This window comes from Roseitranquillus sediminis, from assembly GCF_016918935.1.
Taxonomy (GTDB): domain Bacteria; phylum Pseudomonadota; class Alphaproteobacteria; order Rhodobacterales; family Rhodobacteraceae; genus Roseitranquillus; species Roseitranquillus sediminis.
Genome location: NZ_JAFFOB010000007.1, coordinates 44,696 through 71,671 on the forward strand (window position 1 = coordinate 44,696; position 26,976 = coordinate 71,671).

Annotated in this window: 28 protein-coding genes; 17 read left to right on the forward strand and 11 right to left on the reverse strand. The window is 69.7% G+C overall.

Annotated elements, in window-relative coordinates:
- Positions 1-24: 24 nt before the first annotated feature.
- On the reverse strand, positions 25-1,074 hold the full coding sequence (locus tag JM664_RS03580) for a saccharopine dehydrogenase family protein (RefSeq protein ID WP_227418537.1): 1,050 nt from the start codon (positions 1,072-1,074) through the stop codon (positions 25-27).
- Positions 1,075-1,195: 121 nt separating this feature from the next.
- The gene (locus tag JM664_RS03585) at positions 1,196-1,936 is read right to left on the reverse strand and encodes a winged helix-turn-helix transcriptional regulator (protein WP_227418538.1); all 741 of its coding nucleotides are present in this window, start codon (positions 1,934-1,936) and stop codon (positions 1,196-1,198) included.
- Positions 1,937-2,061: 125 nt separating this feature from the next.
- Here JM664_RS03585 and JM664_RS03590 point away from each other — a divergent pair, with 125 nt between their 5' ends.
- From JM664_RS03590 to JM664_RS03615, 6 genes are all read left to right on the forward strand, one after another.
- Entirely contained in the window at positions 2,062-2,865 is an 804-nt protein-coding gene (locus JM664_RS03590) for a class I SAM-dependent methyltransferase (protein WP_227418539.1), read from the forward strand.
- 80 nt (positions 2,866-2,945) lie between these two features.
- On the forward strand, positions 2,946-3,665 hold the full coding sequence (locus JM664_RS03595; protein WP_227418540.1) for a tellurite resistance TerB family protein: 720 nt from the start codon (positions 2,946-2,948) through the stop codon (positions 3,663-3,665).
- A gap of 127 nt (positions 3,666-3,792) precedes the next feature.
- Complete coding sequence (locus JM664_RS03600; RefSeq protein ID WP_227418541.1) at positions 3,793-4,800, forward strand: DctP family TRAP transporter solute-binding subunit; 1,008 nt, start codon at positions 3,793-3,795, stop codon at positions 4,798-4,800.
- Between the two features lie 49 nt (positions 4,801-4,849).
- Positions 4,850-5,344 (forward strand): TRAP transporter small permease, encoded by a 495-nt coding sequence (locus JM664_RS03605; protein ID WP_227418542.1) that lies wholly within the window; start codon positions 4,850-4,852, stop codon positions 5,342-5,344.
- Positions 5,337-6,650 (forward strand): TRAP transporter large permease, encoded by a 1,314-nt coding sequence (locus JM664_RS03610; protein WP_227418543.1) that lies wholly within the window; start codon positions 5,337-5,339, stop codon positions 6,648-6,650. The genes JM664_RS03605 and JM664_RS03610 overlap by 8 nt, the downstream gene beginning before the upstream one ends.
- 217 nt (positions 6,651-6,867) lie before the next feature.
- Positions 6,868-7,251 (forward strand): acyl-CoA thioesterase, encoded by a 384-nt coding sequence (locus JM664_RS03615; RefSeq protein WP_227418544.1) that lies wholly within the window; start codon positions 6,868-6,870, stop codon positions 7,249-7,251.
- Between the two features lie 115 nt (positions 7,252-7,366).
- Here JM664_RS03615 and JM664_RS03620 read toward each other — a convergent pair whose 3' ends face one another.
- The 3 genes from JM664_RS03620 to JM664_RS03630 all read right to left on the reverse strand — a co-directional run bounded on the left by JM664_RS03620 (position 7,367) and on the right by JM664_RS03630 (position 10,889).
- Positions 7,367-8,332: a YihY/virulence factor BrkB family protein gene (locus JM664_RS03620; RefSeq protein WP_227418545.1), complete on the reverse strand. Its 966-nt coding sequence runs from the start codon at positions 8,330-8,332 to the stop codon at positions 7,367-7,369.
- Between the two features lie 83 nt (positions 8,333-8,415).
- Positions 8,416-9,165 (reverse strand): FkbM family methyltransferase, encoded by a 750-nt coding sequence (locus JM664_RS03625; protein ID WP_227418546.1) that lies wholly within the window; start codon positions 9,163-9,165, stop codon positions 8,416-8,418.
- Between the two features lie 83 nt (positions 9,166-9,248).
- Positions 9,249-10,889, reverse strand: coding sequence for a coiled-coil domain-containing protein (locus JM664_RS03630; protein WP_227418547.1), 1,641 nt, complete (start codon positions 10,887-10,889; stop codon positions 9,249-9,251).
- Positions 10,890-11,048: 159 nt separating this feature from the next.
- Here JM664_RS03630 and JM664_RS03635 point away from each other — a divergent pair, with 159 nt between their 5' ends.
- From JM664_RS03635 to JM664_RS03670, 8 genes are read left to right on the forward strand one after another with little or no spacing between them, the layout of a single operon-like run.
- Entirely contained in the window at positions 11,049-11,324 is a 276-nt protein-coding gene (locus JM664_RS03635; protein ID WP_227418548.1) for a hypothetical protein, read from the forward strand.
- Complete coding sequence (locus JM664_RS03640; RefSeq protein WP_227418549.1) at positions 11,321-11,686, forward strand: response regulator; 366 nt, start codon at positions 11,321-11,323, stop codon at positions 11,684-11,686. Before JM664_RS03635 ends, JM664_RS03640 begins: the two co-directional genes overlap by 4 nt.
- A 5-nt stretch (positions 11,687-11,691) precedes the next feature.
- Entirely contained in the window at positions 11,692-13,635 is a 1,944-nt protein-coding gene (locus JM664_RS03645; RefSeq protein WP_227418550.1) for a chemotaxis protein CheA, read from the forward strand.
- Positions 13,636-13,644: 9 nt separating this feature from the next.
- Positions 13,645-14,103, forward strand: a complete 459-nt coding sequence (locus JM664_RS03650; RefSeq protein WP_227418551.1) for a chemotaxis protein CheW — start codon at positions 13,645-13,647, stop codon at positions 14,101-14,103.
- A gap of 37 nt (positions 14,104-14,140) precedes the next feature.
- The gene (locus JM664_RS03655) at positions 14,141-16,315 is read left to right on the forward strand and encodes a HAMP domain-containing methyl-accepting chemotaxis protein (protein ID WP_227418552.1); all 2,175 of its coding nucleotides are present in this window, start codon (positions 14,141-14,143) and stop codon (positions 16,313-16,315) included.
- Positions 16,287-16,808, forward strand: a complete 522-nt coding sequence (locus JM664_RS03660) for a chemotaxis protein CheW (protein ID WP_227418553.1) — start codon at positions 16,287-16,289, stop codon at positions 16,806-16,808. The genes JM664_RS03655 and JM664_RS03660 overlap by 29 nt, the downstream gene beginning before the upstream one ends.
- Before the next feature lie 54 nt (positions 16,809-16,862).
- Positions 16,863-17,720, forward strand: coding sequence for a CheR family methyltransferase (locus JM664_RS03665; protein WP_227418554.1), 858 nt, complete (start codon positions 16,863-16,865; stop codon positions 17,718-17,720).
- Positions 17,717-18,799 carry a protein-glutamate methylesterase/protein-glutamine glutaminase gene (locus JM664_RS03670; RefSeq protein ID WP_227418555.1) on the forward strand — a complete coding sequence of 361 codons (1,083 nt, stop codon included), beginning with the start codon at positions 17,717-17,719 and terminating at the stop codon, positions 18,797-18,799. Before JM664_RS03665 ends, JM664_RS03670 begins: the two co-directional genes overlap by 4 nt.
- A gap of 61 nt (positions 18,800-18,860) precedes the next feature.
- On the opposite strand, the gene JM664_RS03675 is transcribed toward JM664_RS03670, so the two are convergent.
- Positions 18,861-19,445 carry a c-type cytochrome gene (locus JM664_RS03675; protein ID WP_227418556.1) on the reverse strand — a complete coding sequence of 195 codons (585 nt, stop codon included), beginning with the start codon at positions 19,443-19,445 and terminating at the stop codon, positions 18,861-18,863.
- On the reverse strand, positions 19,442-20,704 hold the full coding sequence (locus JM664_RS03680; protein WP_227418557.1) for a PQQ-dependent sugar dehydrogenase: 1,263 nt from the start codon (positions 20,702-20,704) through the stop codon (positions 19,442-19,444). The genes JM664_RS03675 and JM664_RS03680 overlap by 4 nt, the downstream gene beginning before the upstream one ends.
- Positions 20,705-20,925: 221 nt before the next feature.
- Between JM664_RS03680 and JM664_RS03685 the strand changes: the two genes are divergently transcribed.
- From JM664_RS03685 to kdsA, 3 genes are read left to right on the forward strand one after another with little or no spacing between them, the layout of a single operon-like run.
- Entirely contained in the window at positions 20,926-21,945 is a 1,020-nt protein-coding gene (locus JM664_RS03685) for a KpsF/GutQ family sugar-phosphate isomerase (protein ID WP_227418558.1), read from the forward strand.
- Positions 21,942-22,706, forward strand: coding sequence for a 3-deoxy-manno-octulosonate cytidylyltransferase (kdsB, locus tag JM664_RS03690; protein WP_227418559.1), 765 nt, complete (start codon positions 21,942-21,944; stop codon positions 22,704-22,706). The genes JM664_RS03685 and kdsB overlap by 4 nt, the downstream gene beginning before the upstream one ends.
- Positions 22,703-23,530, forward strand: coding sequence for a 3-deoxy-8-phosphooctulonate synthase (gene kdsA / locus JM664_RS03695; RefSeq protein ID WP_227418560.1), 828 nt, complete (start codon positions 22,703-22,705; stop codon positions 23,528-23,530). The genes kdsB and kdsA overlap by 4 nt, the downstream gene beginning before the upstream one ends.
- A gap of 3 nt (positions 23,531-23,533) precedes the next feature.
- Here the strand turns inward: kdsA and JM664_RS03700 are convergent, their stop codons facing one another.
- Genes JM664_RS03700 through JM664_RS03715 form a run of 4 tightly spaced genes read right to left on the reverse strand, consistent with a single transcriptional unit; the run spans position 23,534 to position 26,934 of the window.
- Positions 23,534-24,295, reverse strand: a complete 762-nt coding sequence (locus JM664_RS03700; RefSeq protein WP_227418561.1) for an SDR family NAD(P)-dependent oxidoreductase — start codon at positions 24,293-24,295, stop codon at positions 23,534-23,536.
- Positions 24,296-25,069: an SDR family NAD(P)-dependent oxidoreductase gene (locus JM664_RS03705; RefSeq protein ID WP_227418562.1), complete on the reverse strand. Its 774-nt coding sequence runs from the start codon at positions 25,067-25,069 to the stop codon at positions 24,296-24,298. It lies immediately after the preceding gene.
- Between the two features lies 1 nt (position 25,070).
- Positions 25,071-26,255, reverse strand: coding sequence for a zinc-dependent alcohol dehydrogenase (locus tag JM664_RS03710; protein WP_227418563.1), 1,185 nt, complete (start codon positions 26,253-26,255; stop codon positions 25,071-25,073).
- A gap of 10 nt (positions 26,256-26,265) precedes the next feature.
- The gene (locus tag JM664_RS03715; protein WP_227418564.1) at positions 26,266-26,934 is read right to left on the reverse strand and encodes an SRPBCC family protein; all 669 of its coding nucleotides are present in this window, start codon (positions 26,932-26,934) and stop codon (positions 26,266-26,268) included.
- Positions 26,935-26,976 lie beyond the last annotated feature (42 nt).

The window sequence follows — 26,976 nt, forward strand, 5'->3', positions numbered from 1 at the left end:
GCCGCCGCCGAGCGACCGGGCGCTTCAGGCGATGTCGCGCCGCGTGACGCCGTCGAACCCGAGCACGAAATCTGCTCCGAAGGCGGCGCCGGGCGTGTGGAAGCCGGGCGGAACGGCACCCTCGGCGACCCGCGCGGCGACCGCGAGGGCGGTGAGGGCAGTCAGGGCGTAGGGGTCCGGCGTCCGCATCAGCGAGGCAATGCGTCGGCCGGACTCATCCCACGCCTCGCCGAGCAGCCGCGCCTCTCCCTTCGCCCGCGACTGCGCGTCCGGGCCCGCCGCCGCCCGTCGCGCAAGCGCTTTCAGCACCGCCTTCAGGGGGCGCGACCGGAGCATGGCGCCGATCGGGGCCGGCGCTCGCGCCAGCGCCGAAAGCGCGGGAGACGCCTCGAAGTGCACCTCGATCCAGGGGGCGGCGGTGGTGTACCAGGCGGTCGCCACGTCGCCCCAGCTGACGGCGACAGTTGGACGCGGGCCGTCCCCGAAGTCCGCCTCAGCGCGCGGCGGCCGCGGCAGCTCGACGAGTTGACCCTCCCGTCGGACCAGCGTCCCGCGCCCGATCGCCTCGATCGCGGTCAAGGTCGTGCCGCGGCTCGCGCGGTTGAGACCGGAGATCGACAGGCGCAGGCGCTGCATCCCCGGCATCCGGTTCTTGAGATGCTTCGTCAGGCAGTCGCTCGGCACGACGTCGAAACCCGCGCCCGGCAGCAGGACGATGCCATCCCGCCGCGCCTCGGCGTCGCGGGCGGCCGCGGCCTCCAGCACGGCCGCCTCGCCGGTCACGTCGACATAGTTGGCGCGGGCGTCGCGGCAGACGTCGATCAGCGGTGCCGCCGTTGCCGAGAACGGGCCGGCGAGGTTCAGGACTGTGCCAATGCCTTCCAGCCCCGCGCGCAGCCGTCCCGGTTCGTCGAGCGCGAAGCTTCGCCAGGACAGACCGAGTTCGTGGGCCAGGCGCTCCAGCTCACGCTGGTTGCGGGCGGCGAGGACGACGCGCAGTCCCTGCAGCGCCGCCTCCTCCGCCACCAGCCGGCCGGTATAGCCGGTGGCCCCGTAGATCAGCAGCGTGCTCATCGGCGTCGAGATTGCGGATTTGGTGCCGCGAGCGCAACGGCTGCCTCTCGCTCCGCGATGGGTAGCTGCCCATCAGCCTTGGCAGCAGCGACCTTGCTGCGTTTGCGACACGATGGACGGGTCAACTCGCCGGCACACGCGACTGCGCAGCTCGACGGGCCGCACGTTGAGCGGGGCCTTCGGGCGCCGGCGTCGTCGTGGCCATCGCGTCGAAGTTGAACCAAGCGGCCAGATGCCAGATCAGGCGCGGCGGGCCGTCGGCCGTCAGCCGACCCGTCTCCAGCGCCGCCGCCAACGGGACGTCGCCGCGGTAGACGTGGATGAGATCGCGGAGCGTTCCAGCGAGGTAGAGGGCGGTCTCGCCGCCCGGATCGGAGACGCAGAGGTCCAGCGTCCCGCCCTCGCAGACGAACCAGTAGAGCCGCTTGCCGGCGGGCTGATCGTTGACGTCGAGCCGCAGGACGTGCCGCTCCGGCCCGAACGCCGCCGGATCGACCGAATGCTCGAGGCCCCAGATCAGGAGCCCGAGGTCCAGCTCTCCCTCCGCAAGTTCGCGGCGCGTCCACCGCTGGCCCCAGACGCCGAGGGCGCCAACAAGGGGCAGGAATTCCGCGCCCGCTTCGGTCAGGTGGTAGGTCCAGCTCTTGCCGCTGGCGCTGCGCCGGCGCGTCACCAAGCCCTCGGCCTCGAGCTGACGCAGCCGCCGCGTCAGGAGCGTCGCCGACATGTGCGGCACGCCGCGATGAATGTCGTTGAAGCGCTCCGCGCCGGCGCCGAGATTACGGATGACGAGCGCCGTCCAGCGCTCGCAGAAGATCTCGGCGGCCTTGGCGATCGGGCAGAACTGGCCGTAGCCCTTCATCTGCGCCTCCCTCGGATGTCTTCAGGATAGCGCAGAGAAGGGCCGGGCGGATACTCCAGATCGTGGAGTTTCCGGCGGCGCCGCGAAGGCGCAGGATCGCTCGCGAACCTGCGAAGGAGGCGGCCATGGATACGGCAATCGATCTCGCGCCAGCGGCGCGAATGTGGGGCGAACCGGGCGCAGCCTATGACGGCATCTCGTTCGGTCTCTCCGACACGATCTCGCACGCGGTGCAGCTGCTCTGGCCACGGCCCGGCGAGCGGGTGCTCGACGTCGGCACCGGTACCGGGTGGGCCGCGCGCCTCGCGGCACGGCGTGGGGCGCGGGTGACGGGCGTGGACATCGCTCCGGGAATGCTGGCGGCGGCCCAGCAGCTGTCGGAAGGGATCGAGCCGCGACCCGAGTTCGTCCGCGCGCGAGCCGAGTCGCTGCCGTTCGAGGACGCCACGTTCGATGGGCTGATCTCCACCTTTGGGGTGATCTTCGCCGAGGACTCCGCCGCAGCGATCCACGAGATGGCGCGGGTGCTTCGCCCCGGTGGTCGGCTGGCGCTCGCGACGTGGGCTGACGAACCGGAAGGCTACATTGCCCGGTTCTTTGGCCTGACTGCCCGCTGGTCGGACGTGCCGCCGCCGCCGGCCTCGCCCTCGGACTGGGGCCGGCCGGACTGGCTGGCGGCGGCGATGCAGGGGCGCTTCGAAATCGCCTGCAGGGCGCAGGTGACGGTTCTCTATGCTCCCGACCCGGCAACCGTCTGGCAGGAGTATCTGCATGGCTTCGGCCCGGTCGCCGCGACGCATGCCGCCCTGCCAGAGGAGCGGCGCGCGGACTTCCGCGCCGAGTTCGAGGCAATGCACCGCCAATATCAGACCGAGATCGGCCTGGTGATCCCTCGAAGTGCCCTGCTCGTGCGCGGCACGCGGATCTGACGCGGGACAGCCCAAGGCGGCGCGAGGAACGGGTCTGCGACGCACACGTTGACCGCCCGGACAACATCAGGACGGTCATCATGAGCCTCAAGCGTATACTGGGAACGATGCTCGCCACCCGCATGGCGGGACGCGGACGGCGACGCGGATCGATGGGAACCGCGGCGATGCTCGGCGGACTCGGCTATCGCAGGCGCCCGAGGATGGGCGGCAAGATGGGCCTCGCCGCACTCGGCTACATGGCCTACCGCGCCTATCAGGACCACCAGTCGAAGACCGGAGGTAGCACCGGGAGCACGAGACGCTCGAGCTCCGGCGGCGGCATTGCAGGCATGGTCCAGGACGTGGCGGACCGCCTCGGGGGAAGCATGGATGCAAACAACCGCGGGACCGGCGCAATGCCCGGCGCGGGCGAGGAGGATCTGCGCGAAGACGAGCGCGCCGCCGACAGCTTCAGCGACCAGACCGCACTCCTCTTGATCCGGGCGATGATCACCGCCGCCTATTCTGACGGTGCCATGTCCACCGACGAGCGGCAGCGGATCATGCAGGAGATCGACGAGGCCGGCGCCGACGAAGAGGATCGCGGCGTAATGGAACGTGAGATGGCGAACCCGAAGCCGCTGGACGAGCTGCTGGCGGAGATCCACGACGAGGAGACGGCGGAGGAGTTCTACCTAACCTCCCGCGCCGCGGTCGACGGCGAGACGGAGGCGAATCGCGCCTACCTCTCCGAGCTTCGCCGGCGGCTCAACCTCTCCGAGCAGCAGGTCGCCGAGGTGGAGGAACTTGCCTCCTGACGACATCGACCTTCCCTGAGATCCTCTCGCGATCCGCCGGCTTCCCCCGTGGTTCCCATCGGCAGGCGGACGCCATATGGTGCGCGCGAACGAGGCAGCGGCCGCTGCGAGAACAGGGAGGAAGAGTATGACGTTCGCGTTTCGGAAATCGATGATCGCCGCCGGGCTGACGGCTGCGATGCTGGGCGGGGCGGCCTCTGCGGAGACGCTGAGGCTTTCGCACAATGTCGGCGACACGACGACCTGGCACCGCGGTGCCGAGCGGTTCAACGAGCTGCTGCAGGAGAAGACGGGCGGCGAGTACGACGTGCGGATCTTCCCCAACGCCCAGCTCGCTGGCGGCGACCAGATGAAGCAGGCCGAGATGACCGGACGCGGCGCGATCGACGTCGTGCTGACCTCGGCGATCAACGTGACGCCGCTCGCGCCCGAGATGGCTGCATTCTCGCTGCCCTACCTCTACGCCGACTACGAGGCGGTCGACGCGACCACGTCGGGCGAGGCCGGCGCGCGAATGGAAGAGGTGATGGAAGGCCACGGCATCAAGGTGTTGGCCTGGGGCGAGAACGGTTTCCGCGAGGTCACGAACAATGTCCGCCCGATCCGCACGCCCGAGGACATGGCGGGCCTCAAGATGCGCGTCGCGGGGCCGATGTACATCGACGTGATGAATTCGCTCGGCGCCAACCCAGTGCAGATGCAGTGGTCCGAGACGTTCCCGGCGCTGCAGCAGGGCGTGGTCGACGGGCAGGAGAATCCGATCGGCGCCGTGATCATCCCGCAGCGGGTCTACGAGGTGCAGGATCACCTTACGACATGGCACTACTCCTACGACCCGATCTTCCTCGGCGTCAGCATGGAGCGCTGGGAGGCTTGGGACGAGGAGATGCAGGCCGCCGTGCAGGAGGCCGCGACCGAGGCGATGGAGTACCAGAAGCAGATCAGCCGCGAAGACACGGCGACCGGCGTGGAGTTCCTGCGTGAGCAGGGCATGGAGGTCTACGAGCCCACGGCCGAGGAGCTGCAGGCGTTCAAGGAGGCGACGCAGCCTGCCTTCGACAAGTGGGCCGAGCAAATCGGACCCGAAATCGTCGAGCTTTTCGTCTCCGAGGCGGGCGCGGCGGCGACCAACTGAGCCATCTGGGGGCCGCGTCCTGCGGCCCCCGACCGCCCGGAGGCGCGCCTTGCTGCGGATCCTCGTCACAGAGTTAGAGAAGATCGTCTGCGTCTCGCTCCTCGTGGCGATGACGGTTCTCGGCTTCGTCAACATCGTCGTGCGCTACGCGACCGACTACTCCTTTGCCGCGTCCGAGGAGCTGCTGACGAACGGCTTCCTGCTGCTTACGATATTCGGCGCGGCGATCGCGGCGCGGCGGGGTGAGCATCTCGCGGTCACGCTCGTGGCCGAGGCGCTGCCGGCGCTGCCGCGGCGCGGCGTGTTCCTCCTGTCGCTGGCCCTATCGCTGATGCTGCTCGGCCTGACCGCCTGGTTCATCTGGCAGCTCCTGCAGAACCAGCGCGGCACCGGCGTGCGGTCCTACGCCCTGCAGGTGCCGATGTGGTACTACACCGCGGCGCTGCCGCTCGGCTTCGCGCTGATCCTCGTCCGCACGGTCGAGCACGCCGTCCGCCGGATGCGTCACGACGCCCTCGACAGCGCCGACCCGCCGCATGTCTGACTTCAGCCCCGGCTCGCAGATGGTGGTGCTGTTCTTCGCCCTCCTGGCATTGCGCGTGCCGGTGGCCTTTTCGCTGGGGCTCTCGGCGATTTGGGCGATGTGGCAGCTCGGCTTCGGGCTCGACCTCGTGGGCGACCTTGTGACCGCCAGCGTGGCGCGCTTCTCGTTGCTCGCGATCCCGTTCTTCATCCTCGCCGGCACGCTGATGGCGGAGCTGGGCATCGCGGAGCGGATGATCCGCTTCTTCCGCGTGCTCGTTGGACGACTGCCGGGCGGAATGGGCCTCGTCGGGACCGTTGTGTGCCTCTTCTGGGGTGCAGTCAGCGGCTCGGGCCCGGCCTCGGTCGCGGCGATCGGCCCGATCGTCATCCGCTCGATGGCCGAGGACGGGTACTCGCGCGCCTTCGCCGCCGGCCTCGTCTGCACCGGCGCCGCGCTCTCCATCGTCATCCCACCGTCGATCGGGCTCATAGTCTACGGCGTCATTGCCGAGACCTCGATCGCCGACCTGTTCCTGGCGGCAATCCTGCCTGGCGCGGTGCTGGGGGTGCTGATGCTCTGCGCCCTCCCCTTCGGCAAGCCGCGCGGAGGCGCGCCCGCGCTCGAGGCGCTGGCGCCGATGCCCTACCAGGAGCATCCCTATGCCACCCGCCTCTGGCTCAGCTTCCGAGATGCGTTCTGGGGGCTGCTGACGCCGGTCGTGATCCTCGGCGGGATCTATTCCGGGATCTTCACCCCGACCGAGGCGGCCATCGTCGCCACTGTCTACGCGCTGCTCGTCGGAACGATCTACCGCACGCTGACGCTGCGCCGGCTCTACGAGGCGTTCTCCGATGCGGCGGCCTCGTCGGCGGTGGTGATGCTCGTCGTCGCCTATGCCAGCCTCTTTGGCTGGGTAGTGACGGTCGACGACCTGATCGGCCGCTACTCCGAGGCGCTGCTGGGGCTCAGCGGCAACGAAACCGTCATCCTGCTCGTGATCATGCTGATCCTGCTCGGCGCGGGCATGTTCATGGACGCGATCACCATCATGTTCATCACGCTCCCGATCTTCCTGCCGGTGATGCGCGAGCTCGGCTGGGACCCGGTCTGGTTCGGCGTGATGGTGATGATCAACCTCGCCATCGGCCTCTTCACGCCGCCCGTCGGCATCAACCTCTACGTCGCGGCCAACCTGACGCGCCTGCCGCTCGAGCGGATCGCGCGGGGCGCGCTGCCGTTCCTGGTGACGAGCCTGATAGGCCTCGGCCTCGTCGCGGCGCTGCCGAGCCTGTCGCGCGTCTTTCTCGACGCGTCAGGCGGATGAGCGCGAGCGGCCTCTGGCCATCGCGCGGCAGGGTCGCCCTGGCCGTCCCTCCGGTCACCAGGTGGCGAGGACGCCACCAGTAGGGCGGCGACCAGCGGACTTTACCGGGCTTTCCTGCGGACGCATCATCGATGGTGCGACGGAAGCCTTTGGCCAGCAAGAGCGAGGGACGAGAGATGAACGGGCGAACGGCAGCTTCGGCGGATGGCCCCACCGGATGACGGGCGAGCGTCCGCCGACCACCAGTCCGGCGATCCGGACCATCGCCATGCCGGCCGACACGAACCCCGCCGGCGACATCTTCGGCGGCTGGCTGATGAGCCAGATGGACCTTGCGGCCGGCAATCTTGCCGCGCTCACCGCCCGCGGACGAAGCGCCACAATCGCGGTCGACGCGATCAGGTTCCACCGGCCGGTGAAGGTAGGCGACGAGGTCTCGCTCTACGCCGAACTTCTCTCCGTCGGGCGCACGTCGATGAAAATCCACGTCGTCGCCTGGCGCCGCTACCGCGATCGCGAGGAAAGTCAGAAGGTGACCGAGGCGACGTTCACCTTCGTCGCCCTCGACGAAGACGGGCGCTCGCGTCCCGTCCGGCCGTAGCTTCAGCGCTCCACGAAGGTCTCGCAGCAGCGCGCGCGAGCCCGATTCCGGATTCGACCGTCGACCGATGGTGGTCGAACGTCGTGCGGGGCGCAGGCTAGGATGCCGCGGGTGGTCAGGTCGGAGCGGCGTCCGGTTGCGCGTCGTGCCTGCTCATGGCGCGGGCCAGCCGCCGGATCCTGATCGCGCGGTTCAGCTCGCCGCCAACGATCAGGACCAGCGCCGCGAGGTACATGAAGTAGAGGGCCGCGATAATGCCCGCCAGCCCGGCATAATAGCTGGCATACGTCCCGAAGCTGCGCAGGTAGTACGAGAAGACGGCCGCGAGGAGCATCCACGCGGTCACGGTAAAGAGGACGCCGGGCCAGATGCTCGAGAACCGCGTGCGCCGGGCAGGCAAGAAGACGTGGGCCGCGAAGAGGGTTACGAAGAGGATGCCGGTCGCGGCAGGATAGCGGATCAGCCCGACCGTAACCGACGCCGGATCGAAACCCGGCATCAGCGTGTGCAGCCAGGATCCCGCCCGCGGCGCCAGCACCAGCAGGTAGCCGACCATGACGAGGACCAGGCTGGCGACGAAGACCATCGCCGTCTGCACGGCATAAAGCACGACCGCGGAACGTGTCTCGTGGATGCCATACGCCCGGTTCAGCCCCACCCGGACACCATCGACGCCGCCGACTGCGAACCAGATCGTCAGCAGGATGCCGACGCTCAGCACGCCACCGCGCTGCACGGTCATCACCTGCCTCACCTCGGCGACGATGGGCTCTACCAGCGCGGGGGGCACGATCGCGATGAGGAAGGCGATCAGGTCCTGCGCCATGGTCCGGTCGCCGATGAAGGCGGTCAGCGAACTGGTGAAGATCAGGAACGGGAAGATGGCCAGCAGGGCGCGGAAGGCCACGTTGCCCGCGAGCCCGAAGGCGTCGTCGCTCCAGAGCCTCAGCGACGCCTCGCGGACCACCGCCCACGGCACACGCCAGCCCGTGCCGTGCAGCAGGTCCTCGGGATGCTCGCTCAGGACACCATGGGTCAGGACCGCGTCCCGCCCCGATTGATGGGCTGGCTTGGCACTCATGCACTGGCTCCGCGCACCTGCGACCCTTGCATGCGTAGCGACCTTCGCGACTATGGACCAGCCGCGCCAGGTCCGGGCCCGGCTCAGGCGAGGCGGGCATAGACGTCGCCCGAATTCCATTCGTCGGGCGCATCGCGAAGGAGGGCCGCTGCCTCGTCCGCGGACACCCACTTGCGAAGGTGGAGCACGTGCCGCTCACCCACGGACAGACCGAAGACGTAGCCGCCAAGTTGCACGAGCAGGCCCAGCGCCTCGAGCGCCTTGTCGCGCTGCATCGTCGTGAACTCGAACGAGAGCGCCGGGAGCGGCCGGCTCAGCCCCGCGATGACATCCGGCTCGAACCCCTCCACGTCGATCTTCGCGAAGTCCGGCACGCCGTGCCGCGCGATGAGGTCGTCGAGCGTCAGCAGCGGCACGTTGATGACCCGGTCCCAGCGCTCGTCCTGCCAGCCCCGCGTCTGCCCCGCGGCGGCCATGAAGCTCGGCGAGGCGCTGGAGACGGTGGGGTTCCGCGTGTTGACATGAAAGGCGATGCTGCCCGTCGCGGCCCCGACGGCGGCTGGCAGGAGCATCACCTCCGCGTCACGATGGAAGAGCAGGCGCAGCGCGCGGAACGCGGCCGGCTGCGGCTCGACCGCGACCACCCGCGCGCCCAGGCGGCGAAAGCTCGCGACCCGGTCGCCCACATGCGCGCCGATGTCGAAGGCGAGACTGCCGGGGCGGACGAAGAGAGCGTTCAGGGCATCCATCCGCCGGACCCGAACCGCATCGCGGTGATAGATCCGCAACGAGCGGGCGATGCCGACCGCTGCCGGCCGTTCGCTCTCTGCCATGTCCCGCTCCACTCGCACCCCAGGCGACGGAGGTAGTGCGCGGGAGCCATATGGCACCTGGCACGCGCCAGGGCCCCGCGGCGTCAGAGGAGGAAGTCGTCCAGCTCTCCCGCGTCGACGGCGGGCTCGGGCGCGGCATCCTCGCCGATGAAGTCCCTGTGGACCCGGCGCTCCGCCTCGGTGGTATAGCAGTCCCACAGCCACGCCGCCGAGCCGCGCTCGGCCGGGCTCACCGGTGGCGTCTGGCGCAGGAGGTGCGACAGCCGCGCCTCGGCCGCCGTGCCGTGCTGGATGAGCTGCCGCGCCTTTCGCGCATTCTCGCCCAGCGACCGCAGGCCGCGCGCGAGATCGGCGCGCACCTCGGCCTGGCGCTTCAGTTGCGCGTCCTGCTGTCGGACGGCCTCCTCCGAGGCGGCCTGGCTCTGCGAGAGGACGTCGAGCCCGTCCATCAGCGGCCTGCGGTCCACCGCTTCCAGCCCGGCGCCGATCGTCTCGAGCGCCGCGCGGCTGTCGCGCAGGCGGCTGGCGCAGGAACGCGCCGCCTGCTGCACCTGACCCGACAGGAACTGCAGCGCACCGCCGGCCTCGGACGCCCGCCCGGCGGCGATCGCCGCGTTGACGGCCGCGAGGTCGAGCTGGGCGATGAGCGCCTGGAAGTCGGCAATGGCCGTAGAGGCCCGCTCTCCCGACCGGGCCACCGCGTCGAGCAGGTCGCCCGCCACGCCGAGGCGCGCGCGAGCCGCCGAGACCGCCTCGCTGATCCGGGCGATCCTCGCACGCCGGTCGTCGAGCCACCGTTCGGCGGAGTTCGGGGCCGCGCCGGGAGCGAGGACGCTGGCGGCTTGCGCGGTGGCCTCGCTCATCCGGTCGAGTGCGTCGGCCGCGGCGGCTGCGACATTCCGGTGATCCTCGACCAGTGACGCAAGCTGCGCGGTCATCAGGGCGCGCGCGGCCTGCTGCGACGCGGGTCCCCGCGCCTCGATCTCGGCCGCGATGCGGACGAGGTTGCCAATCCGCTGGCTGAGCTCGTCCGAAAATTGCAGCGCCGGCACCAGCCGCCCGATCTGGCCGCCGCAGGTGATCGCCAGCTCCTGCGAAGTCGCCTTCAAGTTACCGAGATAACGGGTTCGGGATTGAAAGAGCGCCGTAGTTTCGGCGCTTTCGGCTCCGCATTTCTGCCGGGCATCGCGGAGCGACCGGGCCGCGACGGAAACGCCGATGCCGGCTGCGGAAATGTGCTCGCGGATCGGCCCGACCTGCCGGCCGGCCTCGCCGATGGCAACGTCGAGGCGTCGCACCAGGTCGTCCACCATCGTCGCGAAGTCCGAGGTGTCGCCACGCGCGGCATCGGTCGGCGGCGCGCTCGTCTTCACGAGGACCGAGACGATCGACAATTCCAGCGTGTGACGCCCCGCGTCCTTGAGGCAGGACCCGAGGTGCTGCGTGCACTGGATCAGGCCCGCGTCCGCAAGTGCTTCAGATGCGCACTGGCTGGTCGCGCAGATCTCGTCCAGCGTGCGCTCGTCGATCAGCGCGGCGTCGGCGGCACCGTCGGCGGCTTCGATCGTCCGGACCAGCTGGTCGGACTGGGCGACAATCGCGCCGACCGCATCGCGTACCCGCCCGATGAGCGGGATCATGCGCTCGTAGTCGCGGCTGATTGCGCGGCCGGCCTCCGACAGCGAGGCAGTCGCCACCGCACACGCCTCCGATGCGTCGAACAAAACGATGCCTCCTCGATACTTCGCGACAGTCGCGGGCGGTGAATTGGCAGCAAGTCTTTTCCGAAACGTGAATCGGCGAAATCTGCAAACGGGCAACTGCTCTTTAAGACTCGTCGCGGAAACAGGCGCCGCCGAACCAACCGAGCGGATTGCGCCGACATGACCACGACCGATTCCTTCTCGATGGCAGCCGACCTCGGGCCGGCGGACGCGCCGTCCTGCCGCGAGGCGCTGCTGGCCTGGCTCCGGTCTCCAGCCGATGGCGCAGTTCTCGAACTGGGCGCGGAGGCGGAGGCGCCGAGCGCCTGCGCGCTGCAGCTTCTCGCCGCCACGAGCCGCTCGCCGCTCTTCACGTCCCGCCGCACCGGGCCCCGCGCGACGGCCGCGCTCGCCGCCCTTCACGCCACGCAATCCGTCAAGGAGTCCGCCCGATGACCAAGACCATCCTGACCGTCGACGACTCGCGCAGCATCCGCGACATGATCGCCTTCGCGCTCGAGCCCCAGGGCTACCGCGTCGTCAAGGCCGAGGACGGCAAGGACGGCCTCGCCAAGGCGCGCGCCGAGCGTCCCGACATGATCGTTACCGACCTCAACATGCCCGTGATGAACGGCATAGAGATGATCCGCGAGTTGCGCGCCGACGCCAGCTTCAACGGCCTGCCGATCGTGATGCTCACGACCGAGGCGCAGAAGGAAAAGATGCTCGAGGGCAAGCAGGCCGGCGCCACCGGCTGGATCGTCAAGCCCTTCGACGAGGCGAAGATCACCGGCGTCGTCGCCAAGCTGCTGGGATGAGCGGAATGTCGAACCCTTCCGACACCTTCGCTCAGGAGGCCGAGGAGCTGCTGCAGTCGCTCGAGCAAAGCCTGCTGGAGCTCGAGGGCGCACCCGGGAACGCGACGCTGGTCGACGCGGTATTCCGCGCGCTGCACACGCTCAAGGGCTCGGGCGACATGTTCGGGTTTTCCGCCCTCGCCCGCTTCACGCACCACTTCGAAACCGCCTTCGACCAGGTTCGCGAGGGCCGCGCCCGCGTATCGCACGAGCTGATCGCCGTGGCGCTGGCCTCGCGCGATCACCTCGCGGCCCTGCTCGCTCTCGGTGCCGAGGCCGTGGCCGATGCCGGCATCGCGGCCGAGGGACATGCACTTCTCGCCCGGCTCAATGCGGTCGTCGAGGAACAGCCGGCCGGGGCGGCCAATGTGGAGGCACGCGCCACGCGCACCTGGCACATCCGTTTCCGCCCCGCGACCAACGCGCTCCGCAACGGCTTTCGGCCCGACCTGCTGCTCGCCGAGCTGGCCGAGCTCGGTCGCCTCGACTGGAGCTGCAGCGACGAGCTGGTCCCGGCGATCGAGGACCTCGACGCGTCGGATTGCTGGCTCGTCTGGGAGATGACGCTCGAGACCTCGGGCAGCCGCGAGGCAATCGACGACGTCTTCCTCTTCCTGCAGGACGGCGAGATCGACATCACGGCCGCCGACGAAGCGCCGGCCGAGGCGGAGACCGGTGATGAGCCTGTCACCGCGGACAAGGTCGAGCCGCAGCTCGAGACGTCCGCAGGTCCCGCCGCTCCGAAGTCAGACTCCGTCCGGGTGCAGTCGCATCGCCTCGACGAGCTCATGGACCAGCTCGGCGAACTCGTGATCGCCCAAGCGCGCCTGCGCCGCATCTCCGACGAGCTGGGCGACACCACCCTCGGCGAGACGGCCGAGGAGATCGAGCGCCTGGTGACCGGCCTGCGCGACGCCACGCTCTCGATCCGGATGCTGCCGATCTCGCTCGTCTTCGGCAAGTTCCGCAGGGTCGTCCGCGACCTCTCCGAAGAGCTTGGCAAGCCCGCGCAGCTCGTCACCGAAGGCGACGAGACCGAGGTCGACAAGAACGTCATCGACAGCCTGACCGAGCCGCTGGTCCACCTGATCCGCAACGCGATCGACCACGGCATCGAGACGCCCGAGACGCGCGCCGCCGCCGGCAAGCCCGCCGCGGCCCGCGTCACCCTGCGCGCCCGACAGGCCGGCGGCGAGGTGCTGATCTCCGTCACCGACAACGGCGGCGGCCTCGACGCGGACGCCATCCGCCGCCGGGCGATCGAACGCAAGCTGATTGCCGCGACCGACGACCTCTCCGAAGAGGCGCTCTACCAGCTCATCTTCGAGCCGGGCTTCTCGACGGCCAAGGCCCTCTCCAGCGTCTCCGGCCGCGGCGTCGGCATGGACGCCGTGCGCCGCGTGATCGAGGATCTGCGCGGCACCGTCGAAGTCCGCTCGCGGACCGGGATCGGCACCGAGGTGACGCTGCGCCTGCCGCTGACGCTGGCCATCATCGACGGCCTGCTCGTGCGGGTCGGTGAGGGCAGCTTCGTCCTGCCGCTCGCCAGCGTCGAGGAGTGCGTCGAGCTGCCCGAGGACGAGGAGGCGCGCCAGAGCGGCCGCTCGATCCTCCGCATCCGCGACCAGCTGGTGCCGTTCGTCGCCCTCGACACCCAGTTCGGCTTCCCGCCATCCGACCGCAAGCGCCGCCGCGTCGCCATCGTCTCGGTCGAGGGGCGCCGCGTCGGCCTCGTCGTCGACGACGTGCTCGGCCAGCACCAGACCGTGGTCAAGCCGCTCAGCGCCTACCACCGCGGCATCGAGGGGCTCGCCGGGGGGACCATTCTCGGCGACGGCTCGGTCGCGCTGATCCTCGAGGTCGCGACGCTCGTCCGCCGCGCCCAGTCCGCCCCCCGTATAGCCGCCTGAGGAGTAAGCATGTCCGACTTGAGCAACACGCCCCAGACGGCGCTGACCTTCGTCCTCGACGGCGAGACCTTCGGCGTCGACGTCGCCCGCGTCGAGGAGATCGTAGACCCGCTGCCGATGACCCGCGCCCCCAACGCCGACCCGTTCGCGCCGGCCCTGGTCAACGTCCGCGGCTCGATCGTGCCGGTGGTGGACCTGCGCCACCGCCTCGGGATGGCCGCGGCCGAGCAGCGGCCGTCAAGCCGCCTGCTGGTTCTGAACGTGCTTGTCGACGGCGAGCCGACCCGCGTCGCTCTCATGGCCGACGACGTCGACGCCATCGTCGAGACCACGGCCGCCGAGATCGAGGCGGTCCCCGAGCTCGGCCTGCGCTGGCCGGCCAAGTACTTCCGGGGCGTCGCCCGCAAGAACGGCGTCCTCGTCATCCTGCTCGACGAGCAGACCACCTTCCCGCCGCAAGCCGCGTGAAGATCCCTCCCGCCCCTACTCAACGACCGGAAACATCATGCGTATGACCATCAAGACCAAGCTGATCGGCACCTTCGTCCTGCTGATCGCGGCCCTCGGGATCTCGAGCCTCCTGTCCATCCGGCAGACCACCCAGCTCGACAGCCAGATCACGCTCGTGGCGGAGGAATACGCCCTGCAGCAGGAGCTGAGCCTCGACGTCAAGGCCGTCGTGGCCGACGCCATCGCGCTGATCCGCGGCTATCTCATCGCCGACACCCGGCAGGCCGCCCAGGACCTGGCGGTGACGCTCGACGCGCAGCTCGCGCACATTGAGGAGACAGTGGACAGGATCCGCCCGCTCCTGAAGACCGAGGAGAGCCAGGCGGTCATGAGCCGCTTCGACACCGAATGGGCAGAATTCCTCGCCGTCGAGGCGGAACTGCGCGAATTCGGCCTCGAGAATTCCGACACCCGCGCCCGCGCGATAAGCCTCGACGAACTCGAGCCGGCCTACGAGCAGATCATGGTCAGCCTCGACGCCGTGATCGAGCCGGCGCGCGAGCGGCTCGCGGCGCAGGCAATTCCCGATCCGGACCTCCAGGCGCTCGAAGCCACGCTCGACAGCGCCATGGACGACGTGCGCGCCATCCGCGCCTCCGAGATCGACATGCTCGTCGATCCCTCGCAGGACGCCCGCGACGCCAACGCCGAGATCATCGCCCAGTCCGTCACCTCGTTCGACGGCAAGCTCGAGAAGGTCCGCAGCCTGATCGACCCCAACCAGCGCGGTCCGATCGATCAGATCGGTGCAGACTGGCAAGTCTACCGTGACGGGATCAACGTGTTCTCGCCGCTCATCGTGCAATCGACGCAGCGGCGTGCCTTCGAGCTTCTCGATGCCGAGCTGGTGCCGGCCTACCTTGAGGCTTCCGGCGCTGCGAGCGACCTCGCCGAGCGTTCGGCCGTCGTGATGGCTGCCGCAACCCAGCACGCACACGACCTCGCCGCCACCACGAAGCAACTCCTGATCGGCGTCGGCGTCTTCGCCGCCCTCGGCGCAGCCGCCGCCGCGTTCTGGCTCTCGACCTCGATCAGCCGCGGTCTGGGCCGGGCCGTTCAAGTCGCCAAGGAAGTCGCTCGCGGCAACTTGGAGGTCGACACGAAGACGAAGAGCCGCGACGAGATCGGCGTGCTTCTGAACGCAATGGACCAGATGGTCGTCGACCTGACGGGCATGAGCCGCTCAGCCGAGCGGATCGCCCAAGGCGACCTGACGGCGGACGTCTCGCCGCGCTCGAACGAGGATAGGCTGGGCAACGCGCTGCGCGACATGACACACAAGCTGCGCGAGGTGATCTCCAACGCCTCGACCTCCGCCGGATACGTGGCCGAGGGCGCCGAGCAGATGTCGACCACCTCCGAGCAGCTGAGCTCGGGCGCCAGCCAGCAGGCCGCGGCCGCGCAGCAGGCCAGCTCGGCGGTCGAGGAGATGGCGGCCAACATCCGCCAGAGCGCCGACAATGCCGGCCAGACCGAGAAGATCGCCAACCAGTCCGCCGCCGACGCCCGCCGTTCGGGCGAGGCCGTGGCGGGCGCGGTCCGCGCGATGAAGACGATCGCCGACAAGATCAACATCATCCAGGAGATCGCCCGCCAGACCGACCTGCTGGCGCTCAATGCCGCCGTCGAGGCGGCCCGCGCCGGCACCCACGGCAAGGGCTTCGCGGTCGTGGCCTCCGAGGTACGCAAGCTGGCCGAACGCAGCCAGCAGGCCGCGGCCGAGATCAGCCAGCTCTCGGGCGAGACCGTCGGCGTCTCGACCGAGGCGGGCCAGATGCTCGAGACGCTGGTGCCGAATATCCAGCGCACCGCCGACCTGGTGCAGGAGATCTCGGCGGCCACGCGCGAGCAGAACATCGGCGCCGAGCAGATCAACCAGGCGATCCGCGAGCTCGACCGGGTGATCCAGCAGAACGCCGCGGCGGCCGAGGAATCGGCTGCGACGAGCCAGGAACTGGCCGCCCAGTCGACGCAACTGACGAGCGTCATCGGCTACTTCCGCGTGGGCGAGCAGACCGCCGCGGCGGCCGAGGCGCCGAAGGCGAAGGTCACGCCGCTCCGCGCCGCCAAGCCCGCGCCGGCCAAGGCACAGAAGCCCGCCAAGGGCTTCGAGCTCGACCTCTCCGCCGAGGAGGTCTCCGATGCGGAGTTCCAGCGCTATGCGGGATGATCGCGACACGGCCGGGGACCAGGAGGCGGACGCCGCCTCGACCTTCCTCACCTTCGACCTTGGGGCGCAGAGCCTCGGGGTCGAGGTCCGCCACGTCCGCGAGATCCTCGACATGCAGAAGATCACGCGACTGCCGAACGCGCCGCACGACGTCCACGGCGTCGTCGACGTCCGCGGCGCCAGCGTGCCGATCGTGGACCTCAAGTCGCGCCTCGGCGTGCCGCCCTCCGAGCTCGGCCCCGACGCCCGGATCGTGGTTTTGGAGGTCGAGGCCGGCGCCGCCCGACAGCCGATCGGCATCCTCGCCGACCGTGTCCGCAACGTGGACCTGATCGGCGACGACGAGATCGAGCCCGCGCCCGGCGCTGAAATCGGCGCTTGGGACGCCAGCACCCTACGCGGCCTGGTGCGTCGCGACGGCGATCTGATCGTGCTGGTGGACCTGCGAAAGGTCTTTGGCGGCGAACGCAGAGGACTGCCCGAGTTTTGCTGAAGCACGCGACCGCCATGCGGCATTACCGCGACACGGCAGACCGGGAGTAGGACGATGACAGAGCATCCGGGGCAACTTTTCGCAGCAGGCCCGCGCCTCAGGCCGGAGGAGGTACCCGCTCTGACGGCTGTCGCGCTCCGCGATGCCGGGATCAACCTCCACGGCGGCAAGATCGAGTTCCTGCAGGCCCGCCTGTCGCGGCGTGTCACGGCGCACGGGCTGGAGAGCTTCACCGATTACGCGCGCCTGCTCGAGCGCGACGCGGCGGAGCGGCGGGAGTTCGTCGAGGCGCTGACGACGCATACAACCAGCTTCTTTCGCGAAGGGGCGCAGTACCGCTGGCTCGAGATCACCGGCCTCGCAGCGCTGGAGCAGGCGCGGCAGCACCACCGCGGCGACCTCGTGATCTGGAGCGCCGCCTGCTCGACCGGGCCGGAGGGGTGGAGCGCGCTGATGGTGACCGAGCGGGCGCGGCGGATGCAGACCATGCAGCGGCGATTCCGGCTGATCGGCACCGACATCTCGCGCCGGGTGCTCAAGACCGCCGCCGACGCCGTCTATCCCGCCGCCGAGGTGGCGGGGGTGCCGGTCGAGATGCGGCGCCTCTTCCTCCTCTCCTCGCGCAGCGGCGACGCGCGCTGCCGGATCGTGCCGGAGCTTCGCACCCTGGCGCAGTGGCGGCAGGCGAACCTCGTGGAGGGCACCGGCCTCGACGGCATTGAGGCGGACATCGCGTTCCTGCGCAACGTGCTGATCTACTTCGACGCGCCGACGCAGGCCGCCGTAATCGACCGCGTCGTGCGCCGCCTGCGCCCGGGCGGCTACCTCTTCACCGGGCACACCGAGACGGCGTTCCGCCACCCCGAGCTGACCCCGCTCGGCCCCTCCATCTACAGAAAGGACGAGCGGTGACGACCGGCAGAAAGCGCGTGCTCATCGTCGACGATTCCGCCCTCGTGCGGCAGACGCTCTCGGACATCATCTCGGCGCATCCGCGGCTCGAGGTGATGGCCACCGCCTCCGACCCGTTCCAGGCGTCCGAGCGCATCCGGGCCGAGCTGCCGGACGTCATCACGCTCGACGTCGAGATGCCGCGGATGGACGGGCTGACGTTCCTCCGCCGCCTGATGGCGCAGCGCCCGATCCCGGTCGTGGTCTGCTCGTCGCTCGTGGGTGAGGGGACGGCGACGATGCTGGCGGCGATGGAGGCAGGCGCGGTCGAGGTCATCGCGAAACCCACGCTCGCCACCAAGCGCCAGCTCGAGGAGGCGAGCGTCCGCATTCAGGACGCCGTGCTCGCGGCCGCCGAGGCCCGTCTCGACCGGCGGAAGCCGATCCCGGCGGAGGGCAAGCTTTCGGCCGATGCCATGCTCGAGGCGCCGCGTCCGGGCGCGATGATTCAGACCACCGACAAGGTGGTGGCGATCGGCGCCTCGACCGGCGGCACCGACGCGCTGCGGCAGGTGCTCGAGCGGCTGCCGCCCTACGCCCCTCCCATCGTCATCGTGCAGCACATGCCGCACACCTTCACCGGAGCCTTCGCCAAGCGCCTCGACTCGCTCTGTCAGATCACGGTGAAGGAGGCGCGGAACGGCGACCGGCTGCTGCGCGGGCAGGCGCTGATCGCGCCCGGCAACGCCCACATGCTGCTGCGGCGGAGCGGCGCGAACTATCACGTCGAGCTGCGCGACGGCCCGCTTGTCAGCCGGCATCGTCCGTCGGTCGACGTGCTCTTCCGCTCGGTCGCGCGCTTCGCGGGCTCCAATGCGCTCGGCGTCATCATGACCGGCATGGGCGACGACGGGGCCCGCGGCCTTAAGGAGATGCGCGACGCGGGCGCCCGCACGGTCGGCCAGTGCGAACAGAGCTGCGTCGTTTACGGCATGCCCGCCGAGGCGGTGCGCCACGGTGCGGTCGAGAAGCAGGCCGACCTTGCCAAGATCGCCGACATCATCCGCCGCACCGGCGCGGAGACGGCCCCGGCGGAGTGACGCGCGGCATGAAGGGTGCATCGGCGGCGGTCGCAGGCTGTCTGCACCCGCCGCGCGCGGGCTACTCGACCTGCTCGATCTGCAGTTCGACTTCCGAGTACCAGTCGGCGACCTCGCGGATCTCGGCGTCGGTCATGTCCGCCGCTATCTGCGACATGATCTCGTGCTCTCGCTTGCCGAGACGGAAGGCCTTGAGCTGGGTGTCGATGTAGATGTTCACCTCGCCCGCCAGGTTGGGCGCGTCGAGCAGAAGCGAGATGCCGTCGGCACCATGACAGGAGACACAGGCCGCGGGCGCGTCATCCTCGCTGACGCCCTCCGGCAGCGTCGCGACGGCTTCGTGCGACGCATACCAGGCCGCGACGTCCGAGATCTGCTGCGCAGAGAGGCTGGCGGCGACCACGGACATCATCTCGTGCTCGCGCGCGCCCGTCTTGAAGGCCATGAGCTGCGCCTCGAGGTACTTCTCCGGCTCACCGCCGATGTGCGGGGCGATCGGGATCTGCGCGTAGCCGTCGATCCCGTGGCACGTCCGGCACATGTTGGCGACCTGGCGCCCGGCCTCGGGATCGCCGGCCATCGCCGGCTGTGCGGTGCCCCCGGCGAGCATCAGCCCGCCGAGAGCGATCGCGACCGCAGGCCTCATTCGGCCGGCGTAGGATTGTAGGCGATCCGCCAGATCGCGCCAGCGAAGTCGTCGGAGACCAGCATGGAGCCGTCCGGCAGGAACTCGATGTCCATCGGGCGGCCACGATACTCGCCCGTGTCCTCGTTCAGCCAGCCATCCGCGAAGACCTCGGCGCCGACCGCGTTGCCCTCCTCGTCGAGCGGGGTGAACATGACCCGCGCGCCGACCGGTTCGGTGCGGTTCCAGGAGCCGTGCTGCGCCCAGAAGATGCCGCCGTGATACTTCTCGGGGAACGAGTCGTCGTGGTAGAACCGCATTCCGAGATCCGCCGCATGCGCCGTCAGCTCGAGCTGCGGCTCGACGAACGTCACGCCCTCGGGACGCGGCACGTCCTTGTATTCGGGGATCTCGATCCGGCTGTTGGTCCAGGGGAAGCCGAAGTGCTGGCCCGCCGCGGTCTGCCGGTTCAGCTCGCCCGGCGGGATGTCGTCGCCCATTCCGTCGACCTGGTTGTCGGTGAACCAGAGCTCGCCCGTCTCCGGGTTGAAGTCCTGCCCGACCGAGTTCCGCACCCCGCGCGTATAAACCTCGCGGCCGGTCCCGTCGGTATTCATGCGGATGATGCCGCCGACGCCTATCTCGTCGTACATCTCGAGCTTCTCGACCGGCTGCACGTTGTACGGCTGGCCAAGCGAGATGTAGAGCATGCCATCAGGCCCGATGTCGCACACGCGCGCGGTGTGGTTGAAACTCTCCTCCTCCGGCGGGATGAGCTCGCCCTGATCGACAACCACGCCGACCGCCGGATCCGGCCCCTCGAAGAAGAACTCAGCCGCCGGGAACACGAGCACGCGGTTGCGCTCGGCGATGTAGAGGAATCCGTCCGGCGAGAAGCAGGGCCCGTTGGGGATGTCGAAGGTGATCGAGGGCGCGAAGTCCTTGACCTCGTCGGCCACGCGGTTGCGGTCGCGGTCGACGATCGACCACATCTTGTCCTTGCGCGTTCCCGCGAAGAGCACCGTGCCCTGCGGTGCCATCGCCATCGAGCGCGCGTCCGGCACCACGGCGTAGAGGCTCACCTCAAATCCGTCGGGCACGTTGATGTTCTCGACGATCTCCCTCAGCGCCTCGGCCCGCTCCCCCTCCTGATCGACATGCGTGAACGATGCGTCCGTCTTCTGCATGTTCGTCAGCTTGTCCATGTTGTCCTGCGCCAGACTTGGCCCAGACAGCATGGTTCCGAGCAGGAGCCCGGAAAGAACACGGCTGTTTCTCATGTAGTCCCCTCCCTTCGAGTCGATGAACCGGCGAGCCGCTTCAGCGTCGGCGTCCCTTCACCTCGCATACATTCGCTTCACGCTCGGTCACGTGTCAACTTCCTGCACTGTTCTGCGAGTGCCTGGCGTGGCGCTCCGGCGAGTGTGTGGCTCCAGGCGTCGGGCCTTTCGCGTTGCGCCGGAAGGGCACAGCGCCTAAACACGGGGCACCTTGCGGGGCCTTGGCGGAGAAGCGCCGCAACATCAGCATGTTGAGCCTCGCGCTGCGGATGGACCCGATGAAGGACGACACCGCCCGCGCCGACGATCTCGTCGCCCTCTGCCGCGCCGCGGTCGAGGGGGAGGCCGCCGCGCTGACCGCCTACGCCGCCGAGATGGGGCCGGAGGTCGCCGAGGCGCTCGCGCTCCTGTCCGCCGCCACCGCGCCGGTCGTCGTCTCCGGCGTCGGCAAGTCCGGCCACGTCGCGCGCAAGATCGCCTCGACCTTCTCCTCCATCGGCAAGCCCGCGCTCTTCGTCCATGCGGCCGAGGCAAGCCACGGCGACCTCGGCCTGATCGCGCCCGGGTCGGTGGTGCTGATCCTGTCGAACTCGGGCGAGACGCCGGAACTCTCGGACCTCATGCACTACTGCGAGGCGCACGACGTCCCGACCGTGGCGCTGACCGCCCGGCCCGACAGCACGCTCGGCCGCAAGGCGCGCGTCACCCTCGCCTATGGCCCGGTGACGGAGGTCTGCCTGATCGGCCTCGCCCCCACCACTTCGACGACGCTGCAGATGGCCGTCGGCGACGCGCTCGCGGTCGGCCTCACACGGATCATGGGCACCGTGCCCGACGACTTCCGCCGCTACCATCCCGGCGGCAAGCTCGGCGCCCGCCTGACCCGCGTGGCCGCGGTGATGCATACCGGCGACGGCCTGCCCCTCGTCGCGCCGGACACGCCGATGGCCGAAGTGGTGGTGGAGATGTCGCGCAAGTCGCTCGGCGTCGCGATCCTCTCCGAGGCGGGCGAGGTCGGCGGCATCATCACCGAGGGCGACCTGCGCCGGAACCTCGACCGCCTGTGGGACGCCCGCGCCCGCGATGTGGCCACGCCGCGCCCCGTCACCGTGGGACCCGACATGCTGGTGCACGAGGCGGTCGACCTGATGACCGCCCGCGCCATCACCTCGCTGATTGTGGCCGAGGACGGCCGCCTCGCCGGCCTCGTCCACGTCCACGATTGCCTGAGGCTGCTGTGAAGGTCGCCGTCATCATCCCGGCCCGCTACGCCTCGTCGCGCTTCCCGGGCAAGCCGCTGCACCCGCTCCGCGGCCGCGACGGCACCAAGACGCTGATCCACCGGACGTGGGAGCGCGCGGTCGAGGCGGTGGGCGCAGACGCCGTCTGGGTCGCCACCGATGACGGCCGCATCGCCGAGGCCGTGCGCGGCTTCGGCGGCCGCGTGGCGATGACATCGGCCGACTGCCGCAACGGGACCGAGCGCTGCGCCGAGGCGCTGCCCCAGCTCGGCGACCCGGACCTAGTCGTCAACGTGCAGGGTGACAGTCCGCTGACCCCGCCCTGGTTCGTCACCGGCCTCGTCGATGCGCTCGCCGCCAGCGACGCCGGCGTCGCGACGCCGGTCCTGCGCTGCGACCCGCAGACCCACGCCCGCCTGCGCGAGGACCGCGCCGCCGGACGCGTTGGCGGCACAACGGCCGTCTTCGGCAACGACTTGTCGGCGCTCTACTTCTCCAAGGAGGTCGTGCCCTTCGTCCCCGATGGCACCGCCAACCCGCCCGTCTTCCACCATGTCGGCCTCTACGCCTACCGCCCCAACGCGCTCGCCCGCTACGGCGGCTGGCCGCCCGGCAAGCTCGAGGAGATGGAGGGGCTGGAGCAGCTGAGATTCCTCGAGAACGGCGAGCGCATCCTCTGCGTCGAGGTCGAGGCGCGCGGCCGCGTGTTCTGGGAGCTCAACAACCCCGTCGACGTCGCCCGCATCGAGGAGGTGCTATGAAGACCGTCCGCGTGGGCGAGATCGACATCGCCAACGGCCGCCCCTTCGCGCTGATCGCCGGTCCCTGCCAGATCGAGACGCTGGACCACGCGCTGATGATGGCCGAACGCATCGGCGAGGCCGCCTCGACCGCCGGTGTGCCCTGGATCTACAAATCGAGCTTCGACAAGGCCAACCGCTCGTCCATCTCGACCCAGCGCGGCGTCGGGCTCAAGGCGGGGCTCGAGATCCTGGCCGAGGTCAAGGCGCGCTTCGGCTGCCCCGTCCTCACCGACATCCACGAGCGCGAGCAGTGCGCCCGCGCGGCCGAGGTGGTCGACATCCTGCAGATCCCCGCCTTCCTCTGCCGCCAGACCGATCTGCTCATCGCCGCGGGCGAGAGCGGCGCGGCGGTGAACGTCAAGAAGGGCCAGTTCCTCGCGCCGTGGGACATGGGCAACGTCGCCGACAAGATCGCCTCGACCGGCAACCAGCGCATCCTGCTGACCGAGCGCGGCACCTCGTTCGGCTACAACACCCTCGTCACCGATTTCCGCGCCCTGCCGCAGATGGCCGGGACCGGCTGGCCCGTCGTCATGGACGCGACCCACGCGGTGCAGCAGCCCGGCGGCCAAGGCACCTCATCGGGTGGCGACCGGCGCTTCGTCCCGCCGCTTGCCCGCGCCGCGGTCGCGGTGGGCTGCGCCGCGCTCTTCATGGAGGTGCATGAGGACCCGGACAACGCTCCCTCCGACGGGCCGAACATGCTCAGGATCGGGGACCTCGCGCCGCTCCTGCGCCAGCTTCGCGCGATCGAGACCGCCCGCGGCGACGTCTGGGGCTAGACCTCAGCCCCGCGCGATGTGCCGGTGGATCTCGGCGATCAGGCTCTCCGGCACCACGCCCGACAGCGCCGTTACGATCCGGCTCGGCGCTCCCGGCACCGTCTTCGCCTCGCCGCGCATCAGCGCCTCGTAGCCCGCGCGCGCCACCGCCGCCGGCTTCTTCGTCAGCACCTCGTTCGAGATCGGCGCGTCGCCCATGCCGGCCTTGTCGAAAATGGCGGTGTCGACCGGTCCGGGCATCAGCGCCGTCACCACCACGCCGGTCTCCTTAAGCTCGTCTCGCAATCCCATTGCGAAACTGTCGAGGTACGACTTGCTGGCGTTGTAGACCGCATCGAAGGGACCCGGAGTGTATCCCGCGATCGACCCGGTGATCAGGATGCGACCCCGTCCTCGCGCCGCCATGCCACGAGCGACCTCATGAACGAGCCGCGTCGTCTGCCGCACGTTGAGCGCGATCAGGCGGGCGATGTCTTCCCACGCCTGCTCGTGCAACGCGCCTTCTAAAGCGATGCCCGCATTCGCGAACAGAAGGTCGACCTCGCGCCCTTCCAGCTGCGCCAGCAGAGCCGCGACGCCCTCCTCGGTCGCAAGATCGGTTCGCACGGTCTCGACCGTTCCGCCCAAGCGACGAAGCTGATCCGCCGCCTGCATGAGCGCCGCGTCGTGCGCCACCGCGATCAGCGCGTGCCCGTCCTCGACCGCCCGCCGCGCGAGCTGATAGCCGATCCCGGACGACGCGCCGGTGATCACCGCCAGCGCCATTCAGTCCGCCTTGTCCGGGTCTGCCATGTTCCGGTGCATCTGCGCCAGAACGCTCTCCGGCACCACGCCTGCCAGCGTCGCCTGCACCTTGTTCTTCAGCCCCGTCGTCACGCCCGACGAGCCCTTCAGCATCGCCTGCCAGCCCTTCCGCGCCACCATCGCCGGGTCGTCCTTGTCCGCCTGCCCGACCGGCGTGTCTTCCATGTGGGCGCGCTCGAAGAACTCCGTCTGGGTCGGCCCGGGCATCAGGCAGGTCACCGTCACCTCGCTGTCCTTCAGCTCGTTGCGCAAGGCCCAGCTGAGGCTGTCGAGGTAGGCCTTCGTCGCGTTGTAGACGGCCTGATAGCTGCCGGGGATGAAGCCCGCGACCGAGCCCACGATCAGGACCCGGCCCTGGTCCCGCGCCACCATGTCCCGCAGCGCCCGGTGCACCAGCGCGGTGGTGCCGGTCACATTTGTGTCGATCACCCGCGCGATGTCCGGCCACTCCTGCTCGACGAACGCGTGGCCAAGCCCGCGCCCCGCGTTCGCCACGAGATAATCGACCGGCCGCCCGGCGACCGCCTGCCACAGCCGGTCGATGCCCTCCATGGTCGCGAGGTCGGCCTGCACCGCCTCGACCGTCGCGCCGCCGGAGCGGAGCTCGGCGGCCGCCTTCTCGATCTCCGGCTCATCTGCGCAGAGGATGAGGTCGCAGCCGTCCTCCGCCGCGCACCGCGCCAACTCCAGCCCGATGCCCGACGAGGCGCCCGTCACGACTGCCAGTTGCGCCATCTCAGACTCCCGCCGTTCCGGGCTTCAGCACGACCTTGGTCCAGTCGTTCTGGTTGTTGGCGAAGTTGTCGTAGCCGCGCGGCGCCTCCTCCAAGGGCAGCCGGTGCGAGATCATGAAGGTCGTGTCGAGCTCGCCGTCCTGGATGCGCTTCAGGAGCTCCTTGATGTACTTCTGCACGTGGGTCTGCCCGGTCCTGACCTGCAGCCCCTTCTCCATCAGCGCGCCCAGCGGAAACTTGTCGAGGAAGCCGCCATAGACACCGGGGATCGACACCCGCCCGCCCTTGCGTACCGCCATCAGCGCCTCGCGCAGCGCGTGGCCGGCGTCTGCGCCGAAGCCCACCTGCTGCTTGATGTTGTCGAGGATGTTGTCGGGTGCGAAGCCGTGGCTCTCCATGCCCACCGCGTCGATCACCGCGTCGGGACCGATGCCGCCCGACATCTCCATCAGCGCCTCGAGCACGTGGGTCTGGGTGTAGTCGATGACCTTCGCCCCCAGCTTGCGCGCCAGCGCCAGCCGGTTGGGGTAATGGTCGATCGCGATCACCTGATGCGCGCCCATCACCAGCGCCGACTGAATCGCGAAGAGCCCGACCGGGCCGCAGCCCCACACCGCGACGGTGTCGCCCTCCTCGATGTCGCAATTCGCCGCCGCCATCCAGCCGGTCGGCAGGATGTCGGACAGGAACAGCACCGTGTCGTCGTCCATGCCGTCGGGGATCACGATCGGCCCCACGTCGCTAAACGGCACCCGGACATACTCCGCCTGCCCGCCGGGGTAGCCGCCCGTCAGGTGCGAATAGCCGAAGAGCCCGCTGACGGAATGGCCGTAGAGGTTCTCGGTAATGTCCTGGTTCGCGACCGGGTTCGAGTTGTCGCAGGCCGAGTAGAGCTGCTTCTGGCAGAAGAAGCACGACCCGCAGGAGATGGTGAATGGCACCACCACCCGGTCGCCCTTCTTCAGCGTGCTCTTCGGCCCCGTGTCCACGACGCGGCCCATGAACTCGTGGCCGAGGATGTCGCCCGAGGTCATGCCGGGGATCACCCCGTCGTAGAGGTGCAGGTCCGAGCCGCAGATCGCGGTCGACGTCACTTCGATGATGGCGTCGCGGGGATTGATGATCGACGGGTCGTCGACGGTGTCGACGCGGACGTCGTGCTTGCCGTGCCAGGTGAGTGCGCGCATAGGGTCCTCCTCAGGCCGCGGACTTGTGGAGTTCGGAGGTGGCGATCTCGCCCGTCTCCATCAGCATCTTGAGCCGCTTCAGCTCGCGGCGGCCCTGGATCGCCGGCTCGCGCTGGAACAGCTTGGCGATCCACCGGCCCAGCTCGCCGGCCGGCGGGCGGTAGGCGACGATGGCCTCGACCTCGGTGCCGCGTCCGCCGGGGGCGTCGCGAAACATCACCTTGCCCTCGGTGTCGATCTGCGAGCTCTCGGTCGCGCGCCAGGCGATCTGCTCGCCGGCGCGGTCCTCGATGACGCGCGTCTCGACATGCACCGAACGGCCAGCCGGGCCAGCGATCTCCCAACGCGTCACATCGCCCGCGGTCGTGACCGACAGGACGTTCTCCATGAACTTCGGCAGGTTCGAGAAGTCGCGCCAGAAGGCGTAGAGCTCGTCCTTCGGCTTGGCGATCGTGACGGTCCGCCCGGTGACGGCATAGCGTCCGAAACGGCTCTGCCGCGCGGTGCGTCCCGGCGCGCTGTCGCCAGGCCGCCGCGCACGCTCGCGCCGCGACTGCTGGGTATACCAGGCAAGGCCCGCCGCGCCGAGCAGCGCCCCCACGCCCAGCGCGAGCCAAACGTTCGCATTGTCGTCGCCGCGGCCATAGGGGCTGTGGCGGAGGTCTTCGAGATGGTCCATTGCTGGCCCTCCGGATAACTGTCGCGGGTGCGCCGGGCCCGA